Raw genomic sequence first — 26,329 nt, forward strand, 5'->3', positions numbered from 1 at the left:
GACTATTCATCAGCGGGCTTATTTTTCCTCAGAACCGATACGTTACGCCAGCCTGATAACGTCGTCCCTCCTCAGTAAATCCTTCGCTATAGGCATAGCGGGTATCGAACAGGTTGCTGATCGAAACGTTCAGGCTGAGCCCCTTACCCATCTCGTAGTCAGCCCGCAAATGAGTGACCGCAAAACCTGCCGCCTTCTGGGTGCCAGAGCTGACACTATCGCTGGCGGAGCGCGCCTCTTCTGAGATCGTCAGACTCAGGGATGACAAAGGCGCCAGAGTAAACCATACCGTCGCAGTGTGGGTGGGAAGCCCGGTGATATTACCCGTATTACGTCGTTTCACCTGTGCGTGAACCAGCCCATAACTCAGCCCTACCTCCAGCATCGGTACCAGGTGCCCACGGACGCCGATATCCATTCCCACGTAATCCACCCGCCCGATATTCTGGTTTTGCACCAGCCCGCCTTCAATGCTCTGGCTCTCGATCGCATCGTCAACGCGGTTGTAATAAAGGCTGGCTTCGTAACGCCCGTCGTGGCTAAAGGCGCCATTCCAGGTCAGATCAACACCAGATGCACGCTCGGGTTTCAGCCCGGGATTCACCCGCGCTATCTGGTTATAGGCCGGTCTTGAGGTGGTATATCGCTCCTTCAGGGTCGGGAAACGGGTTCGGTCAGAGACAGAAAATGCCAGACTATTTTTGTTATCAACATGATATTTCGTCATGACCTGCCAGTTAAAGGCCGAGACGCGATTACCGGCATAGTGGGTGAGCGTACCGTTTTTCTCATGTTTTTTACCTTCCAGGCTGTTGCGCCAGTCATAGCTGATACCCGCAACCACCTCAACACGATCGCCACTGCTCCATTGATATTCGCTGGCCAGCGACCAGGTGCGATCCCGATAGCGGTCATACGGCGCCGCCCGCGCGCCTTTTTCCCGATGAACATCATCCTTCCAGTTCACGGCGAAGGCGAGTAAATCTCCGAACCACACATCCGAGGCAAGTTGCAAACCTGCACCGTGGCTGTAGTCAGAATAGTGGCTATAGCTACCAGACTTACGCTTCAGGTCAGCCAGCGAATTATACATCAGCAGGGTATTTTTAAAGGTGTCCCGGTAAAGTCGGCTTTTCAGCGTCAGGGTTTCTCCCAGCGCCGTGATTCCCTGAAAGTAATAGCTCTCTTTATCATACTGCGGCCACTGCCAGTAGCGGGACCGCTGATCGTGGCTACCCGCGTAGGGCGGATTATCTTTGCTGCCGTCCTGACGAATATAGGTGATGGAATAATCATCGCGGGAGCCAGGTGTCACGCCCAGTTTCAGGATCCCGCGTTTATCGTCGGCGGCCGAATTCGCCATACGGCCACCTCTTCCCGCCACCGGATTATCGACACGGTGAGGCAGTCCCAGAAACCGTTGTTTTCGCTGAGTGCCGCTAAGCTGAAAATAGCCTGCATCATGACTAACCCCCAGCGAAGCCCAGCGTTCAGAACCGCTATCCTTACCCCTAACCCAGCCCTGACGATAACCGGCATTCACTTCCAGCGGTTTGGTGGGTCTGCCCGTGGTGATATTAATGGCGCCTCCCATCTGGCCAGGCCCCTGAAGCAATGACGAGTAGCCTTTTCCCACCTCGATGGAAGCAATATCCGCCGTTAACAGGCGCCCTAAATCCAGATTGCCATCATAGGGAACGTATATCGGCACACCATCAAAAAATATCGGTACCTGACGACTATCAAAACCGCGCACCTTAACCTGTAATTCGTTACGGCCACCGCTTTTCTGAAGGATCACACCGGGTACTACACTCAGCGCCTGTGCCACATTCTCTTTATCCAGCGCTGTCAGGGTTTGCCTGTCCAGAATGGTGGAGGTCGCAGCAGCAGGGCTTGACCAGACGGTCATCGTTTCTGTGGCGAGAACATCAGACGCGCAAACGAGCGATAACGCCGAATAAAGACAGCTTCTTGAGAATTCCATTTTTCTGTTTCCATATTATCGGGATCATTGGGTAGAGTTCTCCGGAATCAATCTGACCCCAATATCCGCCGGTGTGGCGTAATAAGGTGCAGAGGTCACAAACAGCCTGATGCCGCAATCGAGATATTCCGGTAGCGTGGCAGACGTTATGCCGCCGGTCAGAGCCAGCGAACAATCGGGGGCAGTCATCGCGGCCTGTTTCGCTACCTGCAAGGCCTGGTCGGGGGTAAATTTATCGAGCTGGATAAGGTCGGGCGCCGCCGCCAGCGCAGCCATGGCTTCATCCGGAGTATCCGCCTCTACGACGATTTTTTTCTCCGGCGCCGCACGCCGCAGGCGATCGACGATATCCCGCCACGCCTGGTTATTCGCCAGAAAGCGCCGATGATTAGCGAACAGCAACACTGTTTCCGCGCAGCCGGCCCGGTGAATCAACCCACCGGCGGCGATAACAGCCTGAGTTGCCAGCAGTTTAGTTCCGGGAATCACCTTCCGGGTGCAGGCAATATGGCCGTCAGGGTGACGCTGACGCAACACCGCGAGCATGTCAGACAGATAGCCGGAAACGCCGCAGCTCCACTCCAGCACGTTCTGCACCGCCTTCCAGCCCTGATGTAGCGCCGCAGCACAACCACTGGCGGTCAGCAGCGCCTGACCCGGCGCCACCCGCTCGCCGTCACAGGCAAGCGTCGTAACCGACAGCCCCAGGGCACAAAGCATCTGCCTGCCCGCGACAATACCGCTGACACAGCCGCCTTCACGGTGGCAAAAGATTATCCGGCCGGGAATATCGCCAATACCCAGAGCCCGGGTAGTCACATCCCCACCGTAGATATCTTCCTGCAACCAGGTATCGGTAAGTGCCTGAGGGATGAAGATCATCTGAGCCTCTCCTCTGGTACGCTGTCCCAGTATATGAGCGCCCAGTCGCGGCGCGCAGGCGCCAACGCGCTGGCGTCATATCGCTGGTACCAGCGATACAGACGCTGACGCTCATCATCGTCCAGCCCCCCCAGGTGCCAGCGCATATTCTCCTCAAACAGCTCAAAAGTGCTGGTATCCAGGCGGTATTCACACTGACCACGAATAAAATCGACCCGGGCCTGTATCCCCATCTGATAGAGCACGTTCAGGGCATAGATATAATCCGGGAGTTCTGCAACCTCACGCCCCAGCGCCCGTAGAATCGACGGCGGAACGAACGAGCTACTGGCCATATGGGTGGTGTACACTCTTAAGCGTGCCATGCGGTTAAGGCGAACCATGGCCTGCCGGATATCGGCGACCAGCGTCGAGCGGGAAGCCACCGCAATATCGCACTGTGGCAAATCATCCCAGGGGTCTTCCCATGCCCGCTTTACCCAGTGAACGTTCTTAATCGCCCTCTCCTGCGCACGCCTGGCGGCGACCGCCAGCATCCCCGGACTGTAATCCACGCCATAAACTTCGCGCAGCTTGTCTGCCAGCGCCAGCGCCACCGTTCCCGGCCCACACCCCATATCAAACAGTGTCTGCGCGCCGTGCAGATCGATCTTCGCCAGCAGCTGTTGCAGATAGCTATTTTCCGGTTCATCACCCCGGGTCGCCATTTTCTCCGCCCGCAGATCCCAGTGCTCAGGTGTTTTTTCGGTACGCTGCGCCAGCCGCATCTGCTGGCGGTAAAGTTCTGTAAAATCAATATGATCAATAAGCATAAAACGATCTCCGTTACGCCAGGTATTTTTAGCGATGTACTCTGCGGGTCAGCAATAGCAGGAAAAAAGGCGCTCCTAAAAATGCCGTTACGATACCCAGAGGGATTTCCACATCGTTCAGGGTTCGGGCCAGGGTGTCAGTTAATAACAGCAAAATTGCCCCACATCCCATGGCGACCGGCAGCAGTCGCTGATAATTACCCCCCGTCATCAACCGGGCGATATGTGGCACAATCAGACCAATCCAGCCAATAACTCCCGCAACGGCCACCGCGCTGGCAGTGATCAGGGTGGCGCAAACAATCAAACCAAAACGCAGCCTGCTGACGTTTATCCCCAGGGATAGCGCCTCTTCATCAGACAGCGTCAGCAGGTTCATACGCCAGCGCAACAACAGTAAGGGCGCGGATCCCATCAGTATCACCGGTGCGCAAAATCCAAGATCGGTTAGCGTCATGCCCGACAGTCCTCCCATCAGCCAGAAGGTAATAGACGGCAATTGGGTATAGGGATCGGCAAGCGTCTTGATTAGCGAGATCCCGGCGGCACACAAAGTGCCCAATGCAATCCCGATCAGCACCAGGCTTAACACCGGATCGCGGCGCGTTATCAGGCGGGAAATCAGCCAGACGCCGAACACCACGATCAAGCCACCGCTAAACGCCAGCAGTTGAATAAATCCCATCGACAGGCCCGCACTTATGGCAATACAGGCGCCCAATCCCGCGCCAGCAGAAACGCCAAGAATATCCGGTGATACCAGCGGGTTACGAAAGATTCCCTGGTAGGTGGCACCTGCTCCTGCCAACCCAGCGCCAATCAGTAACGCCGAGGCAATGCGCGGCAGGCGTATATACCAGAACATAAAGCGCTCGCGGTCGGGAACCCCATCCTCATTGAGCAACACCGCAGCCAGCCGCTGGAAACTCAGAGGGTAAGCACCGGACATGGCCGCCAGCGCAACGCAACCCACAATCAATACGCCAATAAGAAACAGCTGCGTCGAGGGTTTCATCGGGGATCAACCAGATTGTGATACTGCGCCTTGCTGAGCCGGGTATGCCAGAACAGCGCCGCAAAGCGCATCATATCCTGTTCAAATCCCCGGCGGACGGATGCATCCAGCCAGCCATGCAACCGGCGTAGTCCCAGCAAGCGATTAATGCCTGGCGGCGCATCCAGCCAACCGAAAGGCAAACCACTCAGAAACAGAATGCGCTTTCTGGCCACCGCCTTCACTCCCTGCCAGACCAGATCGCGAGTCAGGCTGTGCAGGGTCGCTGCTTCCTGCACCAGAATGATATCGGGCTGCCACTCCAGCAGATTTTCCATCGATACCTGAGTCAAACCGCTACGTCCATTTACCCGGGCGACATTCTCCAGTCCAAGCAGTTCGGCAGCTTCAGTATGCAGGGAACCTCGCAACCCCGTCTGAAGCCCACGGGTACCGCGAGCAGCATAGAAGCGTACTCTGGCGCCGGAGGTACGGGAAAAGGCCAGCGCGTCATGGATAAACTGGCGAGCCAGCGCCGCTTGTGCCGTGGTACGAAATTCAGTGCCCAGTATCTGCCCTATTGCCTGTAACTGCTCCGGGGTCCGGCGGAGTTCACCATTAATCAACAGCCATGGAATATGCGTCTGACTGCCAATACGCCTGGCCTGCGAACGCCAGGTCTCATCGGCGTTACCGCAGTCAACAATCAGATCCGGACTCAGCGACAGCAGTTTTTCCAGCGGAAGCGTGCTGGCCTGTCCGGCGAGCCGTCCATATTTCGGCAGCCGCGCGATCCTCTGCGGCAGGAGTCCATCCTGATTCAGGCTGAAATCAAAGGAAGAGAAACCGATCAGCTTCTCCGGCGCTGCGGCCAACAACAGCATATCCGCAGGCCCGCCAGCCCCCATAACCCGACGTATTTCGTGAGGAGCGGGTATTCCACCAACGGAAAAAGTAACAGGCTCTGCGGCAAAAGCAGGCATGCCGCGCATCAACGCAGTCGCAGCCACTCCCTGAATCAATCTCCGTCGCGTAACCGGCATCGTTGCTCTTCGTCCTGAAAAATGATCGATGTATAAAAATATATATAACGAAAAAAATGAAAAAAAGTGGCTCAAAATCACAGCAATGACATTCAGCTCATCTCTATCTGGAGGTTGTACTTGCACGCCATCGTTTTTTCTTTCAGCACAGTTGGCCGCAGCAATATCCAGCGCAACACTGAAATAGCGCTCAAGAAAGCGGGAAGAATGAATAGATTAAATCCGTCATAACGGCATACGCTAAAAATCAGTTATGACCGCGAAACTTGCCTAACAGCTTATAGCGGGTGCCGGGATAGAGCAGACGGGCGCCGGTCACCGCATGGTTGCCGCTCCATGTCTGGCGGCGCACCAGCAGGCAGGGCTCCCGGGCATCAATCATCAGCGTCTTCTGCTGGAAGGCATCGGGCATCACCGCTTCCACCACATGTTCCCCGGCGGAAAGCGGCGCCACCTGCATCAGGTAGGTATAGGGCGTGATGACCTGATAATCCTGCTTCAGGTAATCGGGCGCCATAATGGGATTCACCAGCCGGTCTTCCAACTGAACCGGAATACCGTCTTCGTAATGCACAATCTGCGAATGAAACAGGGGCTGACCTTGCGCGACGCCCGGCATGGCCAGCCGCTCGCCGTCTGCCTGTATTTCTTCCAGCGTCAGCAACCGACTGGTGTGCTCATGGCCGCGCAGGGCGATCTCTTCAGCAATATTGTGCACTTCCAGCATCGCCGTATAGCCTTTGCTTTCCGCCACAAAGGTACCCACACCCTGCATGCGCACCAGATAACCTTCGCTGGTCAGTTCACGCAGGGCGCGATTAATGGTCATGCGACTGACCCCCAGCTCATTAACCAGTTCGCTTTCCGAAGGAATACGCTGATGCGGCTGCCAGTGGCCGGCGCGAATCTGGGTAATAATCGCCTGCTTCACCCGAAGATAGATGGGGGCGGGCTGCTGGCCCATAGCGCTGGCTAACTGAGAAACGGCGGACTGGCTGGTCATTGGCTTACCCTGATGCAGAATATAACGCTAGTGTACTGGCTACCCACCAGGATGTATAGACATCTGACACCGCGACAGACTCGTCTCTTCACGTCATTTACCCACTGATACCCGACTTTTCACGACAAAATTTGTCACTGTGATCCCGTTCCCGCCTGGTTGTATAGACAAGATAATACAAATATGCTTGACTCAAAAATAACCGCCCGCAGGAGGGGCAATACACCTTGTCTCAACACAGGAGTGATTATGTCATCTGTCGAATGCCGCCTGACGCCCGGAGAAGTCAGTCTGGCAACCCTGAAAGCGATCTACCACGGTAACGTCACGCTGACGCTTGCCGACAGCGCCTGGAGCGCCGTCAATGCCGCCCGACGCACGGTCGACGAGATTGTCGATGCCGGGCGGGTGGTTTACGGCATCAATACCGGCTTCGGCAAACTGGCCCAGACCACCATCCCCCACGATCGACTGGCCGAGCTACAGCGCAATCTGATTCTGTCGCACAGCGTCGGACTGGGGGCACTACTGCCGGATAACGTCACGCGGCTGGTGATGGCCACCAAAATTATCAGTCTGGCCCGGGGCCATTCCGGCGTACGGCCTGCATTGATTGAAGCCCTGATCGCCCTGTATAACGCGGGAATCATGCCCTGCATCCCGGAGAAAGGCTCCGTGGGCGCCTCCGGCGATCTGGCGCCGCTGGCCCATCTGTCTCTGATGCTACTGGGAGTCGGTGATGTGCGGGATAACGGGCGAATTATTTCCGCCCGGGAAGCGCTGGCCAGAGTCGGTCTGAACCCGCTGGAGCCCGGTCCGAAAGAGGGGCTGGCGCTGCTGAATGGCACTCAGGTTTCAACAGCGCTGGCCCTGCGCGGGCTGTTCGAAGCTGAAAACCTGTTTGCCGCCGCGCTGGTTTCCGGCGCGCTGTCGCTGGAGGCAATCAAAGGTTCGATACGCCCGTTCGATGCCCGCATTCACCAGGCCCGCGGCCAGCGCGGCCAGATTGCGGTGGCGCAGGTCGTCTCTTCACTGCTGACCGGCAGCGAAATCCTCACGTCCCACGCCAACTGCGGTCGGGTGCAGGACCCCTACTCCATTCGCTGTATCCCTCAGGTGATGGGCGCCTGCCTGGATAACCTGCGCCACGCCGCCGGAGTCCTGCAAACCGAAGCCAATGCGGCGTCAGACAATCCGCTGGTATTCAGCGACGATGATGATGTGATCTCCGGTGGCAACTTCCACGCCGAGCCTGTCGCCTTTGCCGCGGACATTATCGCCCTGGCGGTGGCGGAAGTCGGCGCTATCTCCGAACGGCGGCTGGCGCTGCTGCTGGACAGCGCGCTTTCCGGGCTGCCCCCGTTTCTGGTTAACGACGGCGGCGTCAATTCCGGCTTTATGATTGCCCAGGTCACCGCCGCCGCGCTGGCATCAGAGAATAAATCTCTGGCTCATCCCGGCAGCGTGGACAGCCTGCCCACCTCCGCCAACCAGGAAGATCACGTCTCGATGGCAACCTGGGCCGCGCGCCGTCTGGGCGAGATGTGTTTTAACAGCGCGGCAGTGGTCGGTATTGAAGCCATGGCCGCCGCCCAGGGCATCGACTTCCACCGCCCGCTCCAGAGCTCGGCGCTACTGGAAACGGAGCTGGCCGCCATCCGCCATCAGGTGCCTTTCCTGGAACAGGATCGCCTGCTGGCGCCAGAGCTTGATGTGATGCGCCAGTGGGCCAGCCGCAGCGCCTGGCCTGACGTTATTACCGCCATTCTGCCCACCGTAACCGAAGGATAACCCCATGTCTGACTCCCGGAACGCGACGATGAATCGCGAAATCAGAGCGCCGCACGGCACTGAGATGCACTGTGAAAACTGGCTGATCGAAGCGGCATACCGCATGATTCAGAACAACCTGGATCCCGATGTGGCCGAACGCCCGGAGGATCTGGTGGTGTACGGCGGTATCGGCAAGGCGGCCCGGAACCCGGAGTGCTTTGAACAGATTCTGGCGACGCTAAAGCGTCTGAAAGCCGATGAAACACTGCTGGTGCAGTCCGGCAAGCCGGTCGGGGTTTTCCGCACCCACGCCGATGCCCCCAGGGTGCTGATCGCCAACTCCAACCTGGTGCCCCACTGGGCCACCTGGGATCACTTCCACGAACTCGACAGGGCCGGGCTGATGATGTACGGCCAGATGACGGCGGGCTCCTGGATCTATATTGGCGCCCAGGGCATTGTGCAGGGCACCTTCGAAACCTTTGTCGAAGCCGGGCGTCAGCACTACGGCGGCGATTTAACCGGCCGCTGGATCCTGACCGCCGGTCTGGGCGGCATGGGCGGCGCCCAACCGCTGGCCGGCGTGCTGGCGGGGGCCTGCGTACTGGCTATCGAATGTCAGGAATCGCGCATCGATTTCCGGCTGCGTACCCGCTATCTCGACCATAAGGTCACCACTCTGGACGAAGCCCTGGCGCTTATCGACAAAGCCACCCGGGCCGGTGAGGCTATCTCGGTAGGGCTTCTGGGTAACGCCGCCGAAATTATGCCGCAGCTGGTGGAGCGCGCGAAACACGGTGGGCCGCGACCGGATATCGTGACCGACCAGACCTCGGCTCACGATCCGCTAAACGGCTATTTGCCATTGGGCTGGAGCGTGGCGCAATGGCATGAACGCCAGCGCACCGATCCCGCAGCGGTAGAGGCGGCAGCCCGGGCCTCTATGGCCGAACACGTTCGGGCGATGCTGGCATTCCACCATATGGGGGTCCCCACTATCGACTACGGCAACAACATCCGCCAGGTAGCGCTGGAAGAGGGGGTAAAAAACGCTTTTGACTTCCCCGGGTTCGTTCCCGCCTGCATCCGCCCGCTATTCTGTGAAGGCAAAGGTCCGTTTCGCTGGGTTGCGCTTTCCGGGGATCCCGAAGATATCTACAAAACCGATGCAAAGTTAAAAGAACTGTTCCCGGATAACCGCAATCTGCATCGCTGGCTGGACATGGCCAGGGAGCGCATCGCTTTCCAGGGGTTACCCGCGCGTATCTGCTGGCTGGGGCTGGGCGAGCGCCACCAGGCGGGGCTGGCCTTTAACGAGATGGTGCGCAACGGCGAACTGAAGGCGCCGGTAGTGATTGGCCGCGATCATCTCGACTGCGGCTCAGTGGCCTCGCCAAACCGGGAAACCGAAGCGATGAAAGACGGCTCCGACGCCGTTTCTGACTGGCCGCTGCTGAACGCACTGCTTAACACCGCAGGCGGCGCCACCTGGGTCAGCCTGCATCACGGCGGCGGCGTCGGGATGGGCTTCTCACAGCATGCCGGGGTGGTTATTGTTTGCGACGGCAGCGATGCCGCAGATGCCCGGCTGGGAAGAGTCCTGTGGAACGATCCGGCCACCGGGGTAATGCGCCACGCCGATGCGGGCTACGATATAGCCATCGACTGCGCCCGGCGTCATCATCTGGACTTGCCGATGGTGAATCGGGAATAGCGCCTGACGGAAGCAGACCCCAAAGGGGTCTGCAACTCTTACTGGCGAATCTGCCGCAACACCTGTTCCGACAGACCAGTAGCCTCGGCAATCACCTCCAGGGATAACCCCCTCCCTAACAGGCGACGGGCCACATCCTGCATCGCCTCCTGGCGGCCTTGTTCCAGGCCTTTCGCCAGACCTTGCTGCAACCCCCGCTCCAGACCTATTTGTTCCAGTGCCTGCGCTATCGTCATAAACTCCTCCCTGTGTTGTGGCATCCGGTGCGCCAGTTCCTTCACAAAGGCGACCGGTTCAACGGTATTCGCAGTATGCAGCATCCAGTTCATCAACGCCGTTAACCGCGCCTGCGTAGTGTATCCCTCCTCCAGCAGGCAGACCAACGGTTCGATCACAGCCATAAGATCACGGATATGGCTGTGCTTAAGCAGCAGTTCCAGCATCGCCATGCGTTTGTGCTTCATGATGTCGTCGTCGTCCAGCGCCCCCACGTCAACCAGAGGGAAGCTTGCGCTGTATAGCTGGCGCGCCACCTCCGGCTCGTTAAACAGCTCCAGCCAGTTCAACGTATAAGGCCAGGGCGTGGCGCGACCGTGGCAGAACAGTATCGGCACCACCAGCGGTAGCCGCTCATGACCGGCATCCAGATGGCGCTGCATGGCGGCAATGGCATACCTCAACAGCCGGAAGGCCATATGCCTGTCGGGCGTGCTCTGATGCTCGATCAGCGCATAGATATAGCCTTCACCGTTGGCGGTCTTCAGCGACCAGAGCACATCCGCAAAGTAAGGGTGCAGCCCTTCTTCAATAAAAGAGCCGGACTCCAGCTTCAGCGTATTCAGATCGCAGATTTTCAACAGCGCGGGCGGAAGATAGAGCGCCAGAAAATCCCGAGCGGTATCGGGGTGGGTCAAAAAGGTTTTATACACTTCATACTTCAAGCTGCCTCTTTGTTGGCTGCCTTCACTCACCCCGGTCACATAGGACTACTATGCTCCCGGGGATTCGTTCAGTTGCCGCCGCGATGCAACTTGAATTATTTTGTGTATCAACAATCCATCGTGAGGCACCGGCGGGCGCTTTTTCTTCATCGTCCTGACTCCGAAAAAATTTTTCAGGCATTCTGCCACGTGGCATGAATGCCTGTATCCGCACATTACCGGTTTTGCGCGGCCGATTCAGAACAATAATCACCGCCTCTGAAACGATACATATAACTACTGAGTCACACTCAAAATCGTCCTGATATTGCGGGCGCTGGTAGCGATAACGTCGATGGCGCCGGTACGCAGCGCGCCCATAATCGCCATCGCTTTGGTGCTTTCAGAAGCAATGGCGATAACGCAGGGGATCTGGCGCAGCTCTTCCACGCTCAGACCAATAACCCGATCGTCCATCACCGTATGCACGTGCTGGCCCTGAGCGTTAAAGAAGTCATAGCCCGCGATATCGCCGATCACGCCCTGATTCAGGCTGGCGTCATTAATCTCCTGAGGCGTGAACCAGCCCAGCTTCACCATATAGCTGTCTTCATTCATATCGCCGATACCCACCAGCGCGATATCCGCCTTACGCGCCCGGTCCAGGGTCTCTTTAATGGTGCCGTTACGCAGCAACGCCGACTTTAGTTCGGTATTTTCCACATAGGCCGGCGCGTAGAGCGATTCACTGCTGCCGCCGAACTTTTTCGCCAGCAGGCGGCTGATATGGTCGGCGTTAATCACATCGCCGGGGCGGTGAGTGCCGCCGATGCCGCAGATAAAGCGGCAGTCTTTCGGCTGTACCGTGCTGGTGTACTCCGCCACCGCCGCCACGTTGCGCCCCTGGCCCACGGTGACCACCATACTGTCGCGCAACGAGGCCGCCAGATAGCCGGAAACCAGCGCCGCCACCTGACGGCGCTGTTCATCTTCATCGTTATGATCCAGCGCAATTAGCGCACGTTTCACGGAGAAGCGCTCTTTTAGCTGCTTTTCAAGCTGGGTGCTGAACACCGGATGGTAGCGAACATTGATCTCAACAATGCCCTCTTCCTTCGCGCGTTTCAGCAGACGGCCCACCTTGATACGTGAAAAGCCGAAACGTTTGGCGATCTCCTCCTGGGTGACCTCATCGCAATAGTAAGCGATAGCGATCTCCGTCAGTAATTCGTAATCCTTTGAGTCGTTGGATCTATCCATACGGGCTGCGATCTCCACGTCGTGAAATTGTCAGGGTGATGAACATTTGCCAAAAACTATACCAGATAACGAATAGACAGAGGATGACTACACCGACAATCCCTGTACGGACAAACCCTTAGCCGCCAGCAGCTAAAGCGCGCCGGACAATGCAGCGGCCTCATCAAGAATGGCGCGGTAAGCTTCAGGCTGATGGGCGAAGCGCCCCAGGAACAGACCATCGACATCCGGCCACAGCTGGCTAAGCAACCCCGGCCCGGCACTGCCGCCATAAATCACCCGGTGTGGATCCGGCGTATTGTCCTGCAACCACGCCCGCAGGCCGGAACAGACCTCGCGAATATAATCATCGCCAGCAGGCTGAGGCGCGCCGATGGCCCACTGGGGCTCCCAGGCGAAAATCACCGCCCCCTGCGGCGTCGTTCCCGGCTCGCCCAGTACCTGGCGAGCCTGTTCAATAGCGACACGGGTCGCGTCGGCAGGGCTAAGCTGCTCCGGCTCGCCGATGCAGACCACCGGCGTCAGACCGTGCTGAAGCGCAATATTGACCTTACGCTGAATGAGCTCGTCGGTTTCAAAGAAGTGGCGACGCCGCTCGGCATGGCCGATTTCCACATAGCGACAGCCCATCTCCTGCAGCATGGCGGCGCTGACTTCGCCAGTCCAGGCGCCCGGCGGCTCCGATGAGACATTCTGGGCGCCGACCCCCATGGCAGTGCCCCGAAAAGCCTGTAGCGCCCCTTCAATGGCAGGCGCCGACGGGAAGGTAAACAGCGTGGCCTGCCCTTCCTGTTGGGTCAGCGGGTGGCTGGCGATGATGCCGGACACCGCCCGACACCACTCCAGGGTCTGCTGGTAGCCGAAGTACATCTTCATACTCGCGCCGATAACCGGTTTCAGTGACATGCCATTCCCCCTGTTTCGGATTCACGGTTCATGCAGCGGCCAACGGCCCGGATTATCTGCGCCAGTGAGACGGCGCCCGCATCCGGCGTGCCTTTACTGCGCTCCGCCAGCGGTCGGGCTCGCCCGATTTTAGGTACCATATCCGCGGTCTCCCGGGCGCTGCGTTCCGCAACATCGGCAGCGTTCCTCCAGGCTTCCGCCAGCGGCTGCCCCCGGGAAGCCTGTTGATTCAGCGCTTCGCTGAACGGCAGCAGCACGTCCACCAGCGTCTTATCGCCGGGCTTCGCCTTACCAAAGTGCATCACGCCGTCACAGGCCCGGGTTATGGCCTGCGCCACCACCAGAGTATCCGGCTGGCGCTCATTGCCCAGGGTAATACCGATGGTATTCAGAATCACGCCCCAGATGGCGCCAGAGGTTCCACCGGCCTTGTCGGCCCAGGCATCGGCGGCCTGTTGCAGCACGCTGCCCGCCCCGGCGCCGCGTTCCAGCGCCTGACGCGCCTGCTCACGGGCAGCCCGCACGCCGCGCTCCATACCAATGCCATGGTCACCATCGCCCGCCACGGCATCAATACGCCCCAGCTCTTCGGCATTTTCGATGACCGTTTCCGCCAGCGCATCCACCATTCCGGCAATCCGTACCGCGCACTGGCGGGATTCGGCACTGGCTTCCGGCAGCGGCGCTACCTGATTTTCACTCTCCTGCCCCGCAGGCAGCGGCTCTTCGTTAAAACGCGATCCTTTACGGAATGCCGAACTGTAGACAGGTGCCTGCCACAGCCCTTCCAGCTCGTCATTCAGCCAGAACAGCGTCAGGGAAAGTCCTGCCATATCAAAGCTGGTGACGAATTCCCCAACCTGGGGATCCACCACCTCAATGCCGCGCTGCGCCAGATCTTCCGCCACGCTGTGCCACAGCACAAACAGCTCTTCATACTTCACCGACCCCAGACCGTTCAGGATCGCACCGACTCTGGCCCCCTTAACCTGAGGCACCGAAGAGGGAACGTCGCGCAGCAGGTGTTCCACCAGGTGGTGAGACAGCTCGCTGGCGGTGCCTATCGGCATTTCACTGATGCCCGGCTCGCCGTGAATCCCCATGCCGAAAGCCATCTGCCCCTCGGGAATGGTAAACAGCGGCTGTCCGGCGCCGGGCAATTTACAGCCGGAAAAAGCCACGCCGATAGTGCGGGTGCGCTGGTTAGCAAGCCGCGCCGCCGCCAGGACCTGTTCCAGGCTGTCGCCGCGCTCTGCGGCAGCGGCCGCCGCCTTGAACACCACCAGATCGCCCGCCACCCCGCGCCGCTTTTCCTCTTCGTCGGGCACAGCGCTGGAAATATCATCGGTAATGGCGATGACCTCACAGGGGATCCCTTCGGCAATCAGCCGCTCCCGGGCCAGACCAAAGTGCAGAACATCCCCGGCATAGTTACCGAAGGCCAGCAACACGCCGCCGCCGTTGTTGGCTGCCCGGGCCACCGAGCAGATCTGCTGGGCCGACGGCGAAGCAAACAGATTGCCCATAGCCGCACCGTGGGCCAGCCCCTGACCAACCAGACCGGCGAACGCCGGATAATGGCCGGAGCCGCCGCCGACCACCACGGCCACGGTACCCGGTTTACTGCAGGTACTGCGTACCACGCCGCCGGGAACCTGACGAACAATGGCGGCATTGGCACTGACGAAGCCTGAAACCATCTCTTTGGCAAAATCGGACGGGTGATTAAAAAGCCATGTCATAACGCTGCTCTCCTGCCTGTCTATTCTGTCTGTATCGCGGCGCCGCACGGTTGTGTCGGCATCGCCTTGTGGGGTTCACCCTGACTCAGCATCGGGTTTGTTATCGGATTGTTATCTGATAATGAACATAACAGTTGACCCAAAATGAGCATATGAACATCAAGTGAAACTGTGAGCGATTTCAAAAATGGCGAAAAAAACCCTTATTCGCCATATAAAGGCGAAATAAGGCGATACAAAGGGAAAAGCAGTTGCCGTACCGCCCGTTCAAATGAAATGCTATTGAACTTATGAATATTTAAAGCTACTTTTTTAACCGGACCTGAATGTTCATGTGTTTCGATGAAAAGCATCTGAACGAACCACGGAAGGGCGACACGACAACCACCGGAGGTAAACACTATGGCGACTATCGCAATCGGCGCCGACGACGCGGCAACCGAGATGAAAAACATCGTAAAGTCACACCTGCAGGCAAAGGGGATCGACGTAAAAGACTTCAGCCACGACGTGGTCGATAACGATCAAATCTATCCGGATATCGCCTTCCATCTGGCAACGGCCATTAGCGAAGGCAAGTTTGAGCGCGGTATTCTGCTGTGCGGAACCGGTATCGGCATGGCGATCGTCGCCAATAAGGTCCCCGGCGTTCGGGCGGCCCAGTGCCACGATGTCTACTCTGCCGAACGGGCCCGCAAGAGCAATAATGCCCAAATCATGACCATGGGCGCCCGGGTCATCGGCCCTGAACTGGCGAAATCGCTGGTGGATGCCTGGCTGGAAAGCGAATTCGAATCCGGCCGCTCCGGCCCGAAAGTGGAGCGCATCAGCTACTACGAGCATCAGGCACATCAGGGCAGCTAAGGAGCGCGAAGATGCAACAAAAACTGGAGCCAGGCGTTAATACCGCCATGTTCGACGGCGTGGAACCGGAAGTGGCTTTCAGTACCATCCGGGAAGCTGGTTTTCGCTATATCGAACTGGCGTACAATCAGGGCTACGTGGGGAATCTGGACCCATCGCTGTTCGGCCCGGAAAACGCCGCACGGATTTTGGATCTACTGGAAAAGTACCAGTTACAGACCCGGGCGCTGGGCTGCACCATGAACCTGGCGGCGCCAGACGCCGTGGCGCAGTTTACAACGCGGATTCAGTTTGCCACCCGCATCGGCGCCACCTTCCTTAACGCCTGTATCGGCAAACGCGAAGACCGGCAGACCATTATCGCCAATCTGCGGGAACTGGCGCCGCTGGCCGCCGACAGCGGCTGCGTTATCTGCATCGAAAACGGCGGCGATCCCAATTACGATGTCTTTGCCGTCGCCGAAGAGGGTATGGCGCTGCTGGAGGCTATCAATAGCCCGGCGGTCGCTTTTAATATCGATCCGGGCAACACCGTTTCGCTGCGCCCGGAGCGCGATGCCATTAACGAATGCATTCATATGCTACCCGGCGCGCGTCACGCCCATATTAAAGATGTGCTGTGCAAAGAGGGCGAGTTCTTCTTCCCGGCTATTGGCGAAGGCGTGCTGGACTACCAGCCGCTGCTGCGCGAACTTGAGCAACGTGCCATTCCCTGTAGCCTGGAGATTCCACTGCGGATGCATCGCAGCAGCGATACTCTGCCCCATCGGGCATCACAACCGGTGGATCCCGCCATTAGCCTTGAGGTGCTGAAACGCTCGCGTCAGCAGCTAGAAGCCCTGCTCGGTTATCCGCTGTAATCTCTGTGCGGGCCGCAGCGTGCGGCCCGCACTTTACGCCATAGCCGCCTGTAAAAACTCCCGGCATTCGCGCTCATTTGCCCACAAATCGTCCTGTTCTGTGGTGCGCATTTCAATGGCGATGGTAATTTCATCCAGCTCCGGTGGCAGTTCCAGGCTACGGGCTACCGTAATGATCTCCCGGGCCACCTCAGCCGTCAGAAAACCCGGTGCGCCGAACTTCATGTGGTAGTCGCCATAGCCGGGCTGCGCCGGGTCGAGAATCGCGTTAGAGAGATGCAGCTGCGACATCAGCGGCGCGCACTGGCGCAGCGAGGTGGCCAGCGCTTCCTGATTAAGCGCCACGTGAGCGCTATCCCAGGCGATATAAAGCTTCGGGCAGTCGGGGCGCAGCGCCTGCATCCACCTCGCCGTCTCGTCGCTAAATCCGATGAGCTGGCGCTTATGGGCAAAGCGGTCCAGCGGCTCCAGTTGCAGAATCATATCCGGGTACTGACTGACCGTTTCCCCCAGCGCCACCAGCGAATCGCCAAAGGCGGCCAGCGCTTCATCACGGCGAGCCTCGCCGGGGTCGGCACCGCTCACCAGCGAAAGCTTACGGGTGCCACACTCCGCAGCCAGATGCGCCAGTTCCCGGGCTCTGGCTACCGACTTGCGGCGTAGCGCCGGATCAAGACTACTCAGGTTAAGCTGCTCGTTAAGTAGCGCAAAGGTCAGCCATTGGGTCAGTATCAGCGGCGTGGAGGCGACCCGTTCGCGCAACGCCTCTCTTTCCCGGGAGCCGGTGATAATGCCGGTCTCAACGGCCCGGTAGTACCCGAACCCGGCAATGCGCCGGACCGTCTCGACTACCCGGGTTTCCGAGGCCATCAGGGGAAAAAAGAGTTCAGCGATATGGGCAGAGGGAACCAGCCGCGCGGAGGATCCAGACATCATTATGCTCCTTATCCAAACGCGGCCAGGCTCGGTTTCCTGAACGGCGTTCATTCGTTTTAACCAAATACTTATGTTCAATCTTATCAAAGCAGAAATGGCAAATAACTGAGAGTGATACAAATCACATAATTTAGTGAAATATAAAACAAGATATTTCTAAAACCCTATTAAGACACACCAATGATACGGTTATAAAATGAAATAACCATCGTTTCAATAACATCATAACGAATTATTGTCTATAGCATTTACGCGTTAATATCAGAATAAAACAATTAAAATAAAATCATTAAAAAACAATTGAATGAAAACAAAAATCCGTTGCAAGAAATGATGATAACGGTAATTAACAAACCCGAATAATTACCAGGTGGAATTAAAAAGCCAAACAAATGATATATGTGAAATAAAAATACGAACAAATGTTCTCATTCATGAGAGGGAAATAAAAAAATCCTCTATTTTTATTCCATCGTTTTCGTTTTTTGTGATTCCTTTCATTTTTTCACATCAGAATTCCCTCTACTTTCTTAAACACAAGTTATTGTTATGAACATCTGAACAAACATCACACCGCTGGCCACCGCCGGAAATTCCGGACGTCTGCCTTAGCGCCTGGGGCGCGACAGGCGCCTGTGACGATAGCAACGGAGAACCGATATGCGCATTTCAACCCCCCCGCTGTCTGCCACACAGGAACAACCCACCCGAGTCCGCTGGCGGATTTTTGCGGTGCTCTTCTTCCTGCTGGCGGTCAATCTGATGGACCGCATCACTATCTCCATTGGCATCCCCTATATCAAAGAAGAGTTCCACCTGTCGCCGACCATGCAGGGGCTGATTCTCAGCAGCTTTTTCTGGTCATACGCGCTGTTGCAGATCCCCGGCGGCTGGGCGCTGGACCGCTTTGGTCCCCGTAAGGTGTTGACCACCTCTACGGTACTGTGGGGCGCCAGCCAGATTGGCCTGGCGCTGGCGACCGGCGGCCTGTCGCTTATCTTCGCCCGTATCGCGCTGGGAGTGGCGGAAACGCCGGTTTCCCCTTCCGGCGCCAAGATGAGCTCCACCTGGCTGGCCCGGGCCGAGCGTGGTCGCGGCGCTTCGATAATGGACTGCGGCAGCCCGCTGGGCGTGGCTGTAGGAGGCTTGATCATCGCGTATCTGATAGACCTGCTCGACTCCTGGCGTCTGGCCTTTGTGGTCGCCGGGGTGTTCAGCATGTCGCTGGCGCTGCTGGCCTGGTTCAAGCTGCGCGATAAACCCACCGAAGATAAGCGCGTGAATGCCGCCGAGCTGGCGCTGATTCAGGCCGATGATGAAGCCGCCCGTAACAACGAGGAAGAAGCGCCCTGTAAAGGTATGGGCATCGATACCCGTTCGCTGGTGGGCATTATGTTCGGCCGCGCCACCTGGGCGATGATTTACTTCGGCCTGCTGACCTGGGGGCCCAGCTACCTGGCCCAGGCGCGCGGCTTCGACCTTAAGGCCATCGGTAACGCCACCTTTATCATCTTTATGATGGGGGCGCTGGGCTCGCTGAGCGCCGGGTTCCTGGTCGATTTTCTGGTAAAACGCGGCATGCGCCACGGCCTTGCCGTGAAAAGCCTGATCGCCATTTCCGGACTGGTAACTCTGACTATCTTCCTGCTGCTGCCTGGCATCAGCGATCCGATAAGCGCCGTGATGATGCTTTCTGTCGCCTCGTTCTTCCTGACCGGCGGCGGCGGTATCTACTGGAGTCTGCCTGCGCTACTGGCCCATAAATCCCGGGTAGGCCTGGTGGGCGGCACCATGAATATGGCAGGCAGCGTCGGCGGTATTCTGGTTCCCATCGTGGTGGGGCTGATTTTGCAGGCCACCAATAGCTTCACCGGCGTGCTCACCTTCTTCACTGTCTGTTCTGGCCTTTATGTGCTCGGCACTCTGGTGATTCGCTTTCACAAGCCCGGCGTACCAGACGCGCTGGACCAGGCCCCGGCCCGTTAACAGCCGATATCCGTTATGACGATGTAAGGAGTCTTTATGCTGCGTTTTGCCGCTAACCTGACCATGCTGTACCCCGAATATCCGTTCCTGGAGCGCTTCGACAGGGCCGCCGCCGATGGCTTTCAGGCCGTGGAGTTTTTCTTCCCCTACGGCACACCGGCAGAAACTTTTAGCCTGGCGCTGGAACGTAATCAGCAGGAGCTGGTGCTGTTTAATATGCCGCTGGGCGACTGGGACGCAGGCGAACGCGGCTTTGCCTCGCAGCCATCTCGGCGCGACGATTTCCGGGCAGGGCTTGATCAGGCCGTCGCCTACGGTAAGGCCCTGCGGCCGCCGCGCATTAACTGCCCTTCCGGCCCCGAAGGCAACGATGCGCAGCCCTGGCCAACGCTTGTGGAAAACATGACCATGGCGGCCCGGACGCTGGCGGATATCGACGTTCAGTTAGTAGTGGAGCCCATTAACCGCAACGACGTGCCCGGCGCCGTGATCTCTAACGTCGAACAGGCGCTGGCCCTGTTTGAAAAAGTGGATAGCGACAATATCGCCATTCAGTTCGATCTCTGGCACTCGCTGCGCGCCGGTGAAGATCCGTTCTCGGTGCTGAAGAGCCATATGGACAGGATTGCCCATATTCAGATAGCCGACGTCCCCGGGCGCCACCAGCCCGGCACCGGCGAGGTGGATTTCGAGAAGCTGTTTACCCTGATCGATAATTCCGGCTATCAGGGCTGGGTAAGCCTGGAATATCACCCTCAGGGCGGGACTCAGGAAAGCTTTGCGGCACTGCGCAGGATGGGCATTCTGGGATAATCCGCACAACCCGGGTCAGCGAGGGCGGCGCGGACGGCGGTGAAGGCAGCGGCGGTAGCTCTGGTACCGGACCAGGAAGGTCGGGCTGCTCCGGCTCATCCGGCGGAAGCGCCGGTTTTTCAGGCGTCGGGCCGTCGGGATTCCCGGGGGCGGGCAGGGTCGGTACAGGCGTGGGGTCGGGTGCGGGCTGCTGAGCGCCGGTTGCCGCAGCGCACCCCAGCCAGACGGTCAATAGCAGCAGACGCGAACACTGGAACATGGCGCCTCCGGTATTCCCTGAATGCTATTCAGGGCATTTGATTCGCTTAATAGCAGCGTCATACTGCTGCTGATTTTTACGCTGCATCGCCTGAGTCGCCTGCTGAATATTCTCTTTATTACCCTCCATCCCCAGCAGGCGGTTCTGCCATTCGGTATCACTCTGCTCCAGACTGACGCCGCACTTCGCCCGCATCTCTTTCACGATCTGCGCGCGCTGCTGCTGAAACTGCAGCCCGGCAAAAGGATTTTCCGCCAGCGCAATGGCCGGTACGAACAGGGTGGCGCCCAGAAGAAAAAATTTCAGTGATTTCATAAACTCATCCTTAATGTTAACGGTCTTTCTTTATCCGAATGAGTATAGCAGCCTGGGGGAAAGAGGACGGGACAGAACGCCCCGTCCGGGGGATCAGAAGTCGTACTGGAGCGTCAGGCGGTTCTGCCAGAAGTCTTTCTCATACAGCGGTGAAGTCTGAACGCCGACGAAGTCGCTCAGGCTCAGGCCTTTCAGCGCGCCCTGGAAGTTCCAGATGAAGTAGAGCAGATATTCAGATTGACGCAGGCTACCGGAATCCACCGACGGCGTGAGATCCATCCATGAATAGCGCGCCCCCATGGTCAGGCTTTCGCTGGCCTGCCAGTTCAGGTTGGTGGCCCAGGCGTTGCCGCTGCCCAGATCCTGAGTGCTGGTGAAATACGGCTGCGCGAAATAAGGGCCAGAGGCGGTATTGTGTGCGTAAGGGGTCACCAGCGATCCGTAACCATAGCTGTTGCCGCTGGCGGCGATATGGTCATACCCCATGGCCCAGGAGAGGTTCGGAGTCAGCGTCAACGCCAGTTGGGCGCCAAAGGAACGGTTATCCACCTCGCCCGCCAGCGCCTTACCTTCACTGGTGCCGCGAATAAACTGCAAGCCGAAGTCCGGGCTCAGCGGCGCCTGCTGCCACTGAATATGGCCTTCGGTATAGAAGATGTTAGAGAAGTCGTCATAGCTTTCATACCACATCTGGCCGGTCAGCTTTTTATCGTCCCACATCAGGTGATGTCCGGCACCAATAGCCCACATGCCGTCGGTTTTCTCGTCCACTTCGGTGTAGGCGGTGGTGCGCTTAACCTGATCGCTGCCCCAGCCTTTATAGCGCCAGATTTTAGTAGCGCGCAGAAAGTCATCGCCGCTGCCGTACTGCATATCTACCGCCTGATAGAGGATAGGGGTGATACGCCAGTCGTAGTCGCCGACAAAAGGCAGATCCAGACGCTGATTACCACCGGTAATGCGGAAATCGCCGTGACGCCAGGTCAGCCAGGCTTCGCCGATATTGGTCTGGTTATCGCCAATATCGCTAATGACGCGCTCTTCGGGCGGGTGATTGATACCGCGCAGGAACAGGCCGCTGACCCCGACGTTAAAACCGTACAGAGGCGCGGTTTCATACTTCACAAAACCGCCGTAGCTGATGGTGTCCTGATTAAAACCTTTAGAGAAATAGGCGTTATGGGTGGTGTAGTAAAGCGCCCGGGCGCTGCCGCTAACCTTACCGCAGCTAAAGGCATCGGCCAGACTGCTGACGTTGCCGTTGCTGTCGAAACAGGCGCTGTCAGACTTAAAGGAGACAGCCGCCTGCGCGCTCAGAGGCAATGCCAGCGCCAGACAGACCGCAGCCCCGCCAACGAATAATGATGATATCCCTGCGCGCCGTGCGCCGTTTACCCCTGCTTCCCAACATTTGTTCATGTTGATACCCTGATGATGAAAACAAAAAAGAGCCAAAATAAATGGTGCAGCACCTGCCCATCCGCCTGGCTCGTCCCTTTAAACAGGTCGATACCACGCGGAAATATGGCCCATACAAGGCCCCGCCCCGGGGTGCCATGCCACACAAGGCTGCGATTATCATCATCTGAAGGGTTGCAATCCAGTGCTGAGCGCAAACGTTTGCTTCCTTTCAACGGAGTGATATTCTGGCAAAATGTCAAACCAGAAACAGATCCCCAAAAACCGACGCTGTCATCCAGAATATAAGACTAAAAATTTTTAAAAAGTAATACATAACCCTCATTTTACGATCTACGAAAACGTTTGCTGACTGCTGTTTTTTCAGACACCCTGCGCGGAAAATCTCAGAAGTAATAGCCAATATTAACGTTGGTGCGGAAATACCACTTGCCGCTGCCCTGAGACTCGGTATTGGTCCAGCCGGTGGCGTTGAGCGCACCGCCCCATGGATTCACGTTCTTCGCCCAGCTAAAGTCCACCCAGAACATCACCGGCATGGCGAAAACCTGCACCCCCACGGTGTTCATCTGCGAGTCACTCCAGTCGCCTTTATCTTTCCACAACACGCTGTAGTCATTGTAGAAACGCAATTTCGATACCGGCCCCCACTTCACATCCACGTCCCGGGCCAGGTTAAGCGACGCGGTGGTCGCCTTTGCCGGGATCAGGTAAGCCGGGGTCAGGCCGTTGCCGCCCATCAGTACTGTATCGTCATCCACACCCGTGGGGTTTTTGGGTGAGTACTGGTAGCGAATCAACTGGGATGAAAGCTGCCAGGGACCGTTCTGCAAACGCCCATGCAGACCCGCCGCCCAGAAGCTGCCGTCATCGCCGGTATCGCGATTATGCAGGCGCGCCAGCGCCAGAGATCCTCCCAGCTCGTTGCGCCAGTCGCCAGACTGAAATTCGCGGGCCAGCCGTACATTGACCTGGTCGCGCTTTTCGTTACGCTGCTGATGTTGAGTGGGATATATGGTGTTTTTCAGACGGCTGTAGTCCCCCACCTCTGGGGCATAGCGCAGATTTTCCGGCTCCATCCACGGGAAATAAGCCACATCTAACGACCAGTGATTATCATGGTACTGATATTTAATGCCGCTTGCGGCATTGACGCCAAAACCTAAATAAAACGGAATACCATACGACCAGCCAAACTGGGGATAGGGTTCAAGCCCAAAAGGCTTTCCGGGAATACCCAGTTGAACGCTATTATTCTGATTAAACCGATAACCCACAAACGCCCGATCGATGGCATATTTTCGATTATCCTGAAACCAGAACCCGGCATCGAAAAAATAATTATTATAATAGCCACTGCTGTCTATTCTGAACGTATCAAAGCGTAAGTGAGGGGGATTGCGATATTGACTTCCCTGCCAGTCTTCATAGCGATAATTGGCACGCAGTGCGCCACCGATATCCAGCCCGGCGTTACCGTCCGCGCTGCGCCATCCAATATGGGGAAACGGCTTACCCGCGGCCATTGCCGGAGCCACTCCCGCAGTCAATCCGCCCACCAATAGTGATATTATTATTTTCCGCATAGCCCACTCCCCTACATTAAATAAGCAATAGCCCACCACCGCAGATTATTTATCTGCGTTATTGACAGGTCGCCTGGTTTCACCGGCGAAACAAAACATTATAAATAGCAGTGGTTATTATTTTATAGTTTCAAATATGATACCCGATATATTATTTGATACCGGGAAAATCTCACGGGGCGATATGGGAGTCAAGGTTCAAACTTTGAGCTATAACGCAATACTATTAATACTGTGGTCTGGTGTCAGAATTTGCGAATAATATCCAAAAACATTCTCAAATATGAAACTTATTTCGTGATATCAGCCGACAGCGATGGTCGGCTGACAAGAAGTGAACCTGATTGTCAGGCAGCCATCGCCTGTTCGAAAGAGTCCGGCGAGGCCATCCGCCACATGCGAGCGTAAAACTCGCTGGCGATCTCTGGCTCCAGCAGAGCGCCGGGCTCCAGATAGAAATAGATATCCGAGTAAGCCTTAATTTCGGTAGGCGCAATGCGGCGCAGCATATGGTGTGAAGTCAGGTCCTCAGGTCGGCTGACCCCTGCCGCCGCCAGCATCTCCGCCAGCGCTTTAATAGTGTTGTGATGGAAGTTGTAAACCCGCTCGGCTTTATCCGGCACCACCAGCGCCTTCTGGCGTTGGGGATCCTGAGTCGCGACACCGACCGGACAACGATTGGTGTGGCAACTCTGGGACTGAATACAACCCACCGCAAACATAAATCCGCGGGCCGAGTTCACCCAGTCGGCTCCCAGTACCATCATGCAGGCGATATCGAAGGCGCTGATAATCTTACCGCTGGCGCCAATGCGGATTTTGTCGCGCAGCCCGCAGCCCACCAGGACGTTATGCACAAACAGCAGGCCTTCGCGCAGCGGCATCCCCATATAGTTGGAAAGCTCCAGCGGCGCGGCGCCGGTGCCGCCTTCTTTGCCGTCCACCACAATAAAGTCCGGCGTAATCCCGGTTTCCAGCATCGCCTTCACGATAGCGACAAATTCCCAGGGGTGGCCGATACAGAGTTTAAAGCCCACCGGCTTACCGCCGGAAAGCTCACGCAGTTGGGCGATAAATTCCATCATCTCCAGCGGCGTGCTGAAGGCGCTGTGAGAGGCAGGCGAGATACAGTCCACCCCTTCCGGCACCCCACGCGCGGCGGCGATTTCGGCATCCACTTTACTGCCTGGCAGAATACCGCCATGGCCCGGTTTCGCCCCCTGGCTCAACTTGATTTCCACCATCTTCACCTGAGGCATCCGCGCCTGGGCGGCGAAACGTTCGGGATCGAAACGACCATCGACGGTACGGCAGCCGAAGTAGCCGCTGCCAAGCTCCCATACCAGATCGCCGCCATATTCCCGGTGGTAGCGGCTGATACTGCCTTCGCCGGTATCGTGATAGAAATTGCCTTTCGCCGCGCCGCGATTCAGGGCGCGAATCGCATTGGCCGACAGCGCGCCGAAGCTCATTGCCGAAATATTGAAGATCGACGCCGAATAAGGCTGCTGGCATGCCGGTCCACCAATCGTCACCCGGAAAGAGGCGGGATCCGCCGCCGGGACCGGATACATGGAATGGCCAATGCACTCATAGCCGGTGACATACACATCCAGCAGCGTACCGAAGGGTTTGTCGCCCATCTCGTTTTTAGCCCGCCGATAGACCAGTGAGCGCTGAGCCCGGGAAAATGGCACCTGCTCCTGATCCTCTTCCAGCAGGTACTGGCGCACCTCGGGGCGGATAAATTCAAAGAAGAAACGCAGCCGTCCAATCACCGGATAGTTACGGCAGATGGCATGGCGGGTCTGGGTCAGATCCAGCACCCCCAGCGCAGTCAACGCGCCGAACAGCGCCATGGGCACCAGAAACCAGAGCGACTGAGGGATCATCGCCAGCGAAATCAGGGTCAGAATGATGCAGAGTACAAAACAGGTATAGCGGCTGAACAGGAACGTTTTCATGGTATCTCCTGATATAACTTTCTGTCCTTATTTCTTTTTTATAGAAGGCCGTCCTGGCCTGTCGGGCCGTAGAAGCAGATGGAATGTTATTAAATTGTTACCTTAAGGTTGTTGCGGAAAGTGTGCAATACCCACATCCAACGGCGGTTTTCTGTAATCAGATATGTAGCGGAAAAACTATGATCCGGCTCTCCTGGCGTTGTGCAAAGTTACAACAATGATGATTTATTGTGTGTTTTTTGTTGTGAACAGCCACCCAATATCCTCCCTCCCCGCTCTCTAGACTGCTGG

21 protein-coding genes are annotated in these 26,329 nt (G+C 57.3%); 6 read left to right on the forward strand and 15 right to left on the reverse strand.

Annotated elements, in window-relative coordinates; translation table 11 throughout:
- Positions 1-28 precede the first annotated feature (28 nt).
- The 6 genes from SCU88_RS24565 to hutC form a co-directional block, all read right to left on the reverse strand.
- The gene (locus SCU88_RS24565) at positions 29-1,987 is read right to left on the reverse strand and encodes a TonB-dependent receptor domain-containing protein (protein WP_175340162.1); all 1,959 of its coding nucleotides are present in this window, start codon (positions 1,985-1,987) and stop codon (positions 29-31) included.
- A gap of 24 nt (positions 1,988-2,011) precedes the next feature.
- Positions 2,012-2,869: a ModD protein gene (gene modD, locus SCU88_RS24570; protein ID WP_175340163.1), complete on the reverse strand. Its 858-nt coding sequence runs from the start codon at positions 2,867-2,869 to the stop codon at positions 2,012-2,014.
- Positions 2,866-3,681, reverse strand: coding sequence for a methyltransferase domain-containing protein (locus SCU88_RS24575; RefSeq protein ID WP_175340164.1), 816 nt, complete (start codon positions 3,679-3,681; stop codon positions 2,866-2,868). The genes modD and SCU88_RS24575 overlap by 4 nt, the downstream gene beginning before the upstream one ends.
- Before the next feature lie 28 nt (positions 3,682-3,709).
- Entirely contained in the window at positions 3,710-4,696 is a 987-nt protein-coding gene (locus tag SCU88_RS24580; RefSeq protein ID WP_175340165.1) for an iron chelate uptake ABC transporter family permease subunit, read from the reverse strand.
- Positions 4,693-5,718, reverse strand: coding sequence for an ABC transporter substrate-binding protein (locus SCU88_RS24585; protein WP_175340166.1), 1,026 nt, complete (start codon positions 5,716-5,718; stop codon positions 4,693-4,695). Before SCU88_RS24585 ends, SCU88_RS24580 begins: the two co-directional genes overlap by 4 nt.
- A gap of 247 nt (positions 5,719-5,965) precedes the next feature.
- Positions 5,966-6,721, reverse strand: a complete 756-nt coding sequence (gene hutC, locus SCU88_RS24590) for a histidine utilization repressor (RefSeq protein ID WP_175340167.1) — start codon at positions 6,719-6,721, stop codon at positions 5,966-5,968.
- Between the two features lie 249 nt (positions 6,722-6,970).
- On the opposite strand from hutC, the gene hutH reads away from it, so the two are divergent.
- Together hutH and hutU are read left to right on the forward strand one after the other, a co-directional pair.
- The gene (gene hutH / locus SCU88_RS24595) at positions 6,971-8,512 is read left to right on the forward strand and encodes a histidine ammonia-lyase (RefSeq protein ID WP_175340168.1); all 1,542 of its coding nucleotides are present in this window, start codon (positions 6,971-6,973) and stop codon (positions 8,510-8,512) included.
- A 4-nt stretch (positions 8,513-8,516) separates the two neighbouring features.
- Entirely contained in the window at positions 8,517-10,208 is a 1,692-nt protein-coding gene (hutU, locus tag SCU88_RS24600) for a urocanate hydratase (RefSeq protein WP_175340169.1), read from the forward strand.
- Between the two features lie 38 nt (positions 10,209-10,246).
- Here hutU and SCU88_RS24605 read toward each other — a convergent pair whose 3' ends face one another.
- From SCU88_RS24605 to SCU88_RS24620, 4 genes are all read right to left on the reverse strand, one after another.
- Complete coding sequence (locus SCU88_RS24605) at positions 10,247-11,149, reverse strand: Rpn family recombination-promoting nuclease/putative transposase (RefSeq protein ID WP_138094964.1); 903 nt, start codon at positions 11,147-11,149, stop codon at positions 10,247-10,249.
- Positions 11,150-11,425: 276 nt separating this feature from the next.
- Complete coding sequence (locus SCU88_RS24610) at positions 11,426-12,388, reverse strand: sugar-binding transcriptional regulator (RefSeq protein WP_175340170.1); 963 nt, start codon at positions 12,386-12,388, stop codon at positions 11,426-11,428.
- 132 nt (positions 12,389-12,520) lie between these two features.
- Entirely contained in the window at positions 12,521-13,294 is a 774-nt protein-coding gene (locus SCU88_RS24615) for a triose-phosphate isomerase (protein WP_175340171.1), read from the reverse strand.
- Entirely contained in the window at positions 13,285-15,036 is a 1,752-nt protein-coding gene (locus SCU88_RS24620; RefSeq protein WP_175340172.1) for a dihydroxyacetone kinase family protein, read from the reverse strand. The genes SCU88_RS24615 and SCU88_RS24620 overlap by 10 nt, the downstream gene beginning before the upstream one ends.
- A 402-nt stretch (positions 15,037-15,438) precedes the next feature.
- On the opposite strand from SCU88_RS24620, the gene SCU88_RS24625 reads away from it, so the two are divergent.
- Positions 15,439-15,900, forward strand: coding sequence for an RpiB/LacA/LacB family sugar-phosphate isomerase (locus tag SCU88_RS24625; RefSeq protein ID WP_138094968.1), 462 nt, complete (start codon positions 15,439-15,441; stop codon positions 15,898-15,900).
- A gap of 11 nt (positions 15,901-15,911) precedes the next feature.
- Positions 15,912-16,760, forward strand: coding sequence for a TIM barrel protein (locus tag SCU88_RS24630; protein WP_175340173.1), 849 nt, complete (start codon positions 15,912-15,914; stop codon positions 16,758-16,760).
- A 33-nt stretch (positions 16,761-16,793) separates the two neighbouring features.
- On the opposite strand, the gene SCU88_RS24635 is transcribed toward SCU88_RS24630, so the two are convergent.
- The gene (locus SCU88_RS24635) at positions 16,794-17,696 is read right to left on the reverse strand and encodes a TIM barrel protein (RefSeq protein ID WP_175340174.1); all 903 of its coding nucleotides are present in this window, start codon (positions 17,694-17,696) and stop codon (positions 16,794-16,796) included.
- A gap of 660 nt (positions 17,697-18,356) precedes the next feature.
- Here SCU88_RS24635 and SCU88_RS24640 point away from each other — a divergent pair.
- Both SCU88_RS24640 and SCU88_RS24645 read left to right on the forward strand, forming a co-directional pair.
- Positions 18,357-19,682, forward strand: coding sequence for an MFS transporter (locus SCU88_RS24640; protein ID WP_138094971.1), 1,326 nt, complete (start codon positions 18,357-18,359; stop codon positions 19,680-19,682).
- A 36-nt stretch (positions 19,683-19,718) separates the two neighbouring features.
- Positions 19,719-20,495 carry a TIM barrel protein gene (locus SCU88_RS24645; protein ID WP_175340175.1) on the forward strand — a complete coding sequence of 259 codons (777 nt, stop codon included), beginning with the start codon at positions 19,719-19,721 and terminating at the stop codon, positions 20,493-20,495.
- Between the two features lie 283 nt (positions 20,496-20,778).
- On the opposite strand, the gene SCU88_RS24650 is transcribed toward SCU88_RS24645, so the two are convergent.
- The 4 genes from SCU88_RS24650 to SCU88_RS24665 all read right to left on the reverse strand — a co-directional run bounded on the left by SCU88_RS24650 (position 20,779) and on the right by SCU88_RS24665 (position 26,038).
- Entirely contained in the window at positions 20,779-21,069 is a 291-nt protein-coding gene (locus SCU88_RS24650; protein ID WP_175340176.1) for a YicS family protein, read from the reverse strand.
- 93 nt (positions 21,070-21,162) lie between these two features.
- Positions 21,163-22,488, reverse strand: coding sequence for an OprD family outer membrane porin (locus SCU88_RS24655; RefSeq protein WP_175340177.1), 1,326 nt, complete (start codon positions 22,486-22,488; stop codon positions 21,163-21,165).
- A gap of 386 nt (positions 22,489-22,874) precedes the next feature.
- Positions 22,875-24,074: a hypothetical protein gene (locus tag SCU88_RS24660; RefSeq protein WP_175340178.1), complete on the reverse strand. Its 1,200-nt coding sequence runs from the start codon at positions 24,072-24,074 to the stop codon at positions 22,875-22,877.
- Positions 24,075-24,421: 347 nt separating this feature from the next.
- Complete coding sequence (locus tag SCU88_RS24665) at positions 24,422-26,038, reverse strand: FMN-binding glutamate synthase family protein (protein WP_138094977.1); 1,617 nt, start codon at positions 26,036-26,038, stop codon at positions 24,422-24,424.
- Positions 26,039-26,329: the final 291 nt, after the last annotated feature.

Source organism: Jejuibacter sp. L23 (genome assembly GCF_050815825.1).
In the GTDB taxonomy this organism is placed as follows: Bacteria; Pseudomonadota; Gammaproteobacteria; order Enterobacterales; family Enterobacteriaceae; genus Jejubacter; species Jejubacter calystegiae.

Coding starts and splice junctions, on each gene's coding strand:
- hutC (WP_175340167.1), bottom strand. CDS start 6,721: ATGACCAGCCAGTCCGCCGTTTCTCAGTTAGCCAGCGCTATGGGCCAG.
- SCU88_RS24630 (WP_175340173.1), top strand. CDS start 15,912: ATGCAACAAAAACTGGAGCCAGGCGTTAATACCGCCATGTTCGACGGC.
- hutH (WP_175340168.1), top strand. CDS start 6,971: ATGTCATCTGTCGAATGCCGCCTGACGCCCGGAGAAGTCAGTCTGGCA.
- SCU88_RS24625 (WP_138094968.1), top strand. CDS start 15,439: ATGGCGACTATCGCAATCGGCGCCGACGACGCGGCAACCGAGATGAAA.
- hutU (WP_175340169.1), top strand. CDS start 8,517: ATGTCTGACTCCCGGAACGCGACGATGAATCGCGAAATCAGAGCGCCG.
- SCU88_RS24580 (WP_175340165.1), bottom strand. CDS start 4,696: ATGAAACCCTCGACGCAGCTGTTTCTTATTGGCGTATTGATTGTGGGT.
- SCU88_RS24645 (WP_175340175.1), top strand. CDS start 19,719: ATGCTGCGTTTTGCCGCTAACCTGACCATGCTGTACCCCGAATATCCG.
- SCU88_RS24585 (WP_175340166.1), bottom strand. CDS start 5,718: ATGCCGGTTACGCGACGGAGATTGATTCAGGGAGTGGCTGCGACTGCG.
- SCU88_RS24640 (WP_138094971.1), top strand. CDS start 18,357: ATGCGCATTTCAACCCCCCCGCTGTCTGCCACACAGGAACAACCCACC.
- SCU88_RS24610 (WP_175340170.1), bottom strand. CDS start 12,388: ATGGATAGATCCAACGACTCAAAGGATTACGAATTACTGACGGAGATC.
- modD (WP_175340163.1), bottom strand. CDS start 2,869: ATGATCTTCATCCCTCAGGCACTTACCGATACCTGGTTGCAGGAAGAT.
- SCU88_RS24635 (WP_175340174.1), bottom strand. CDS start 17,696: ATGATGTCTGGATCCTCCGCGCGGCTGGTTCCCTCTGCCCATATCGCT.
- SCU88_RS24620 (WP_175340172.1), bottom strand. CDS start 15,036: ATGACATGGCTTTTTAATCACCCGTCCGATTTTGCCAAAGAGATGGTT.
- SCU88_RS24650 (WP_175340176.1), bottom strand. CDS start 21,069: ATGAAATCACTGAAATTTTTTCTTCTGGGCGCCACCCTGTTCGTACCG.
- SCU88_RS24565 (WP_175340162.1), bottom strand. CDS start 1,987: ATGGAATTCTCAAGAAGCTGTCTTTATTCGGCGTTATCGCTCGTTTGC.
- SCU88_RS24655 (WP_175340177.1), bottom strand. CDS start 22,488: ATGAACAAATGTTGGGAAGCAGGGGTAAACGGCGCACGGCGCGCAGGG.
- SCU88_RS24615 (WP_175340171.1), bottom strand. CDS start 13,294: ATGTCACTGAAACCGGTTATCGGCGCGAGTATGAAGATGTACTTCGGC.
- SCU88_RS24660 (WP_175340178.1), bottom strand. CDS start 24,074: ATGCGGAAAATAATAATATCACTATTGGTGGGCGGATTGACTGCGGGA.
- SCU88_RS24575 (WP_175340164.1), bottom strand. CDS start 3,681: ATGCTTATTGATCATATTGATTTTACAGAACTTTACCGCCAGCAGATG.
- SCU88_RS24665 (WP_138094977.1), bottom strand. CDS start 26,038: ATGAAAACGTTCCTGTTCAGCCGCTATACCTGTTTTGTACTCTGCATC.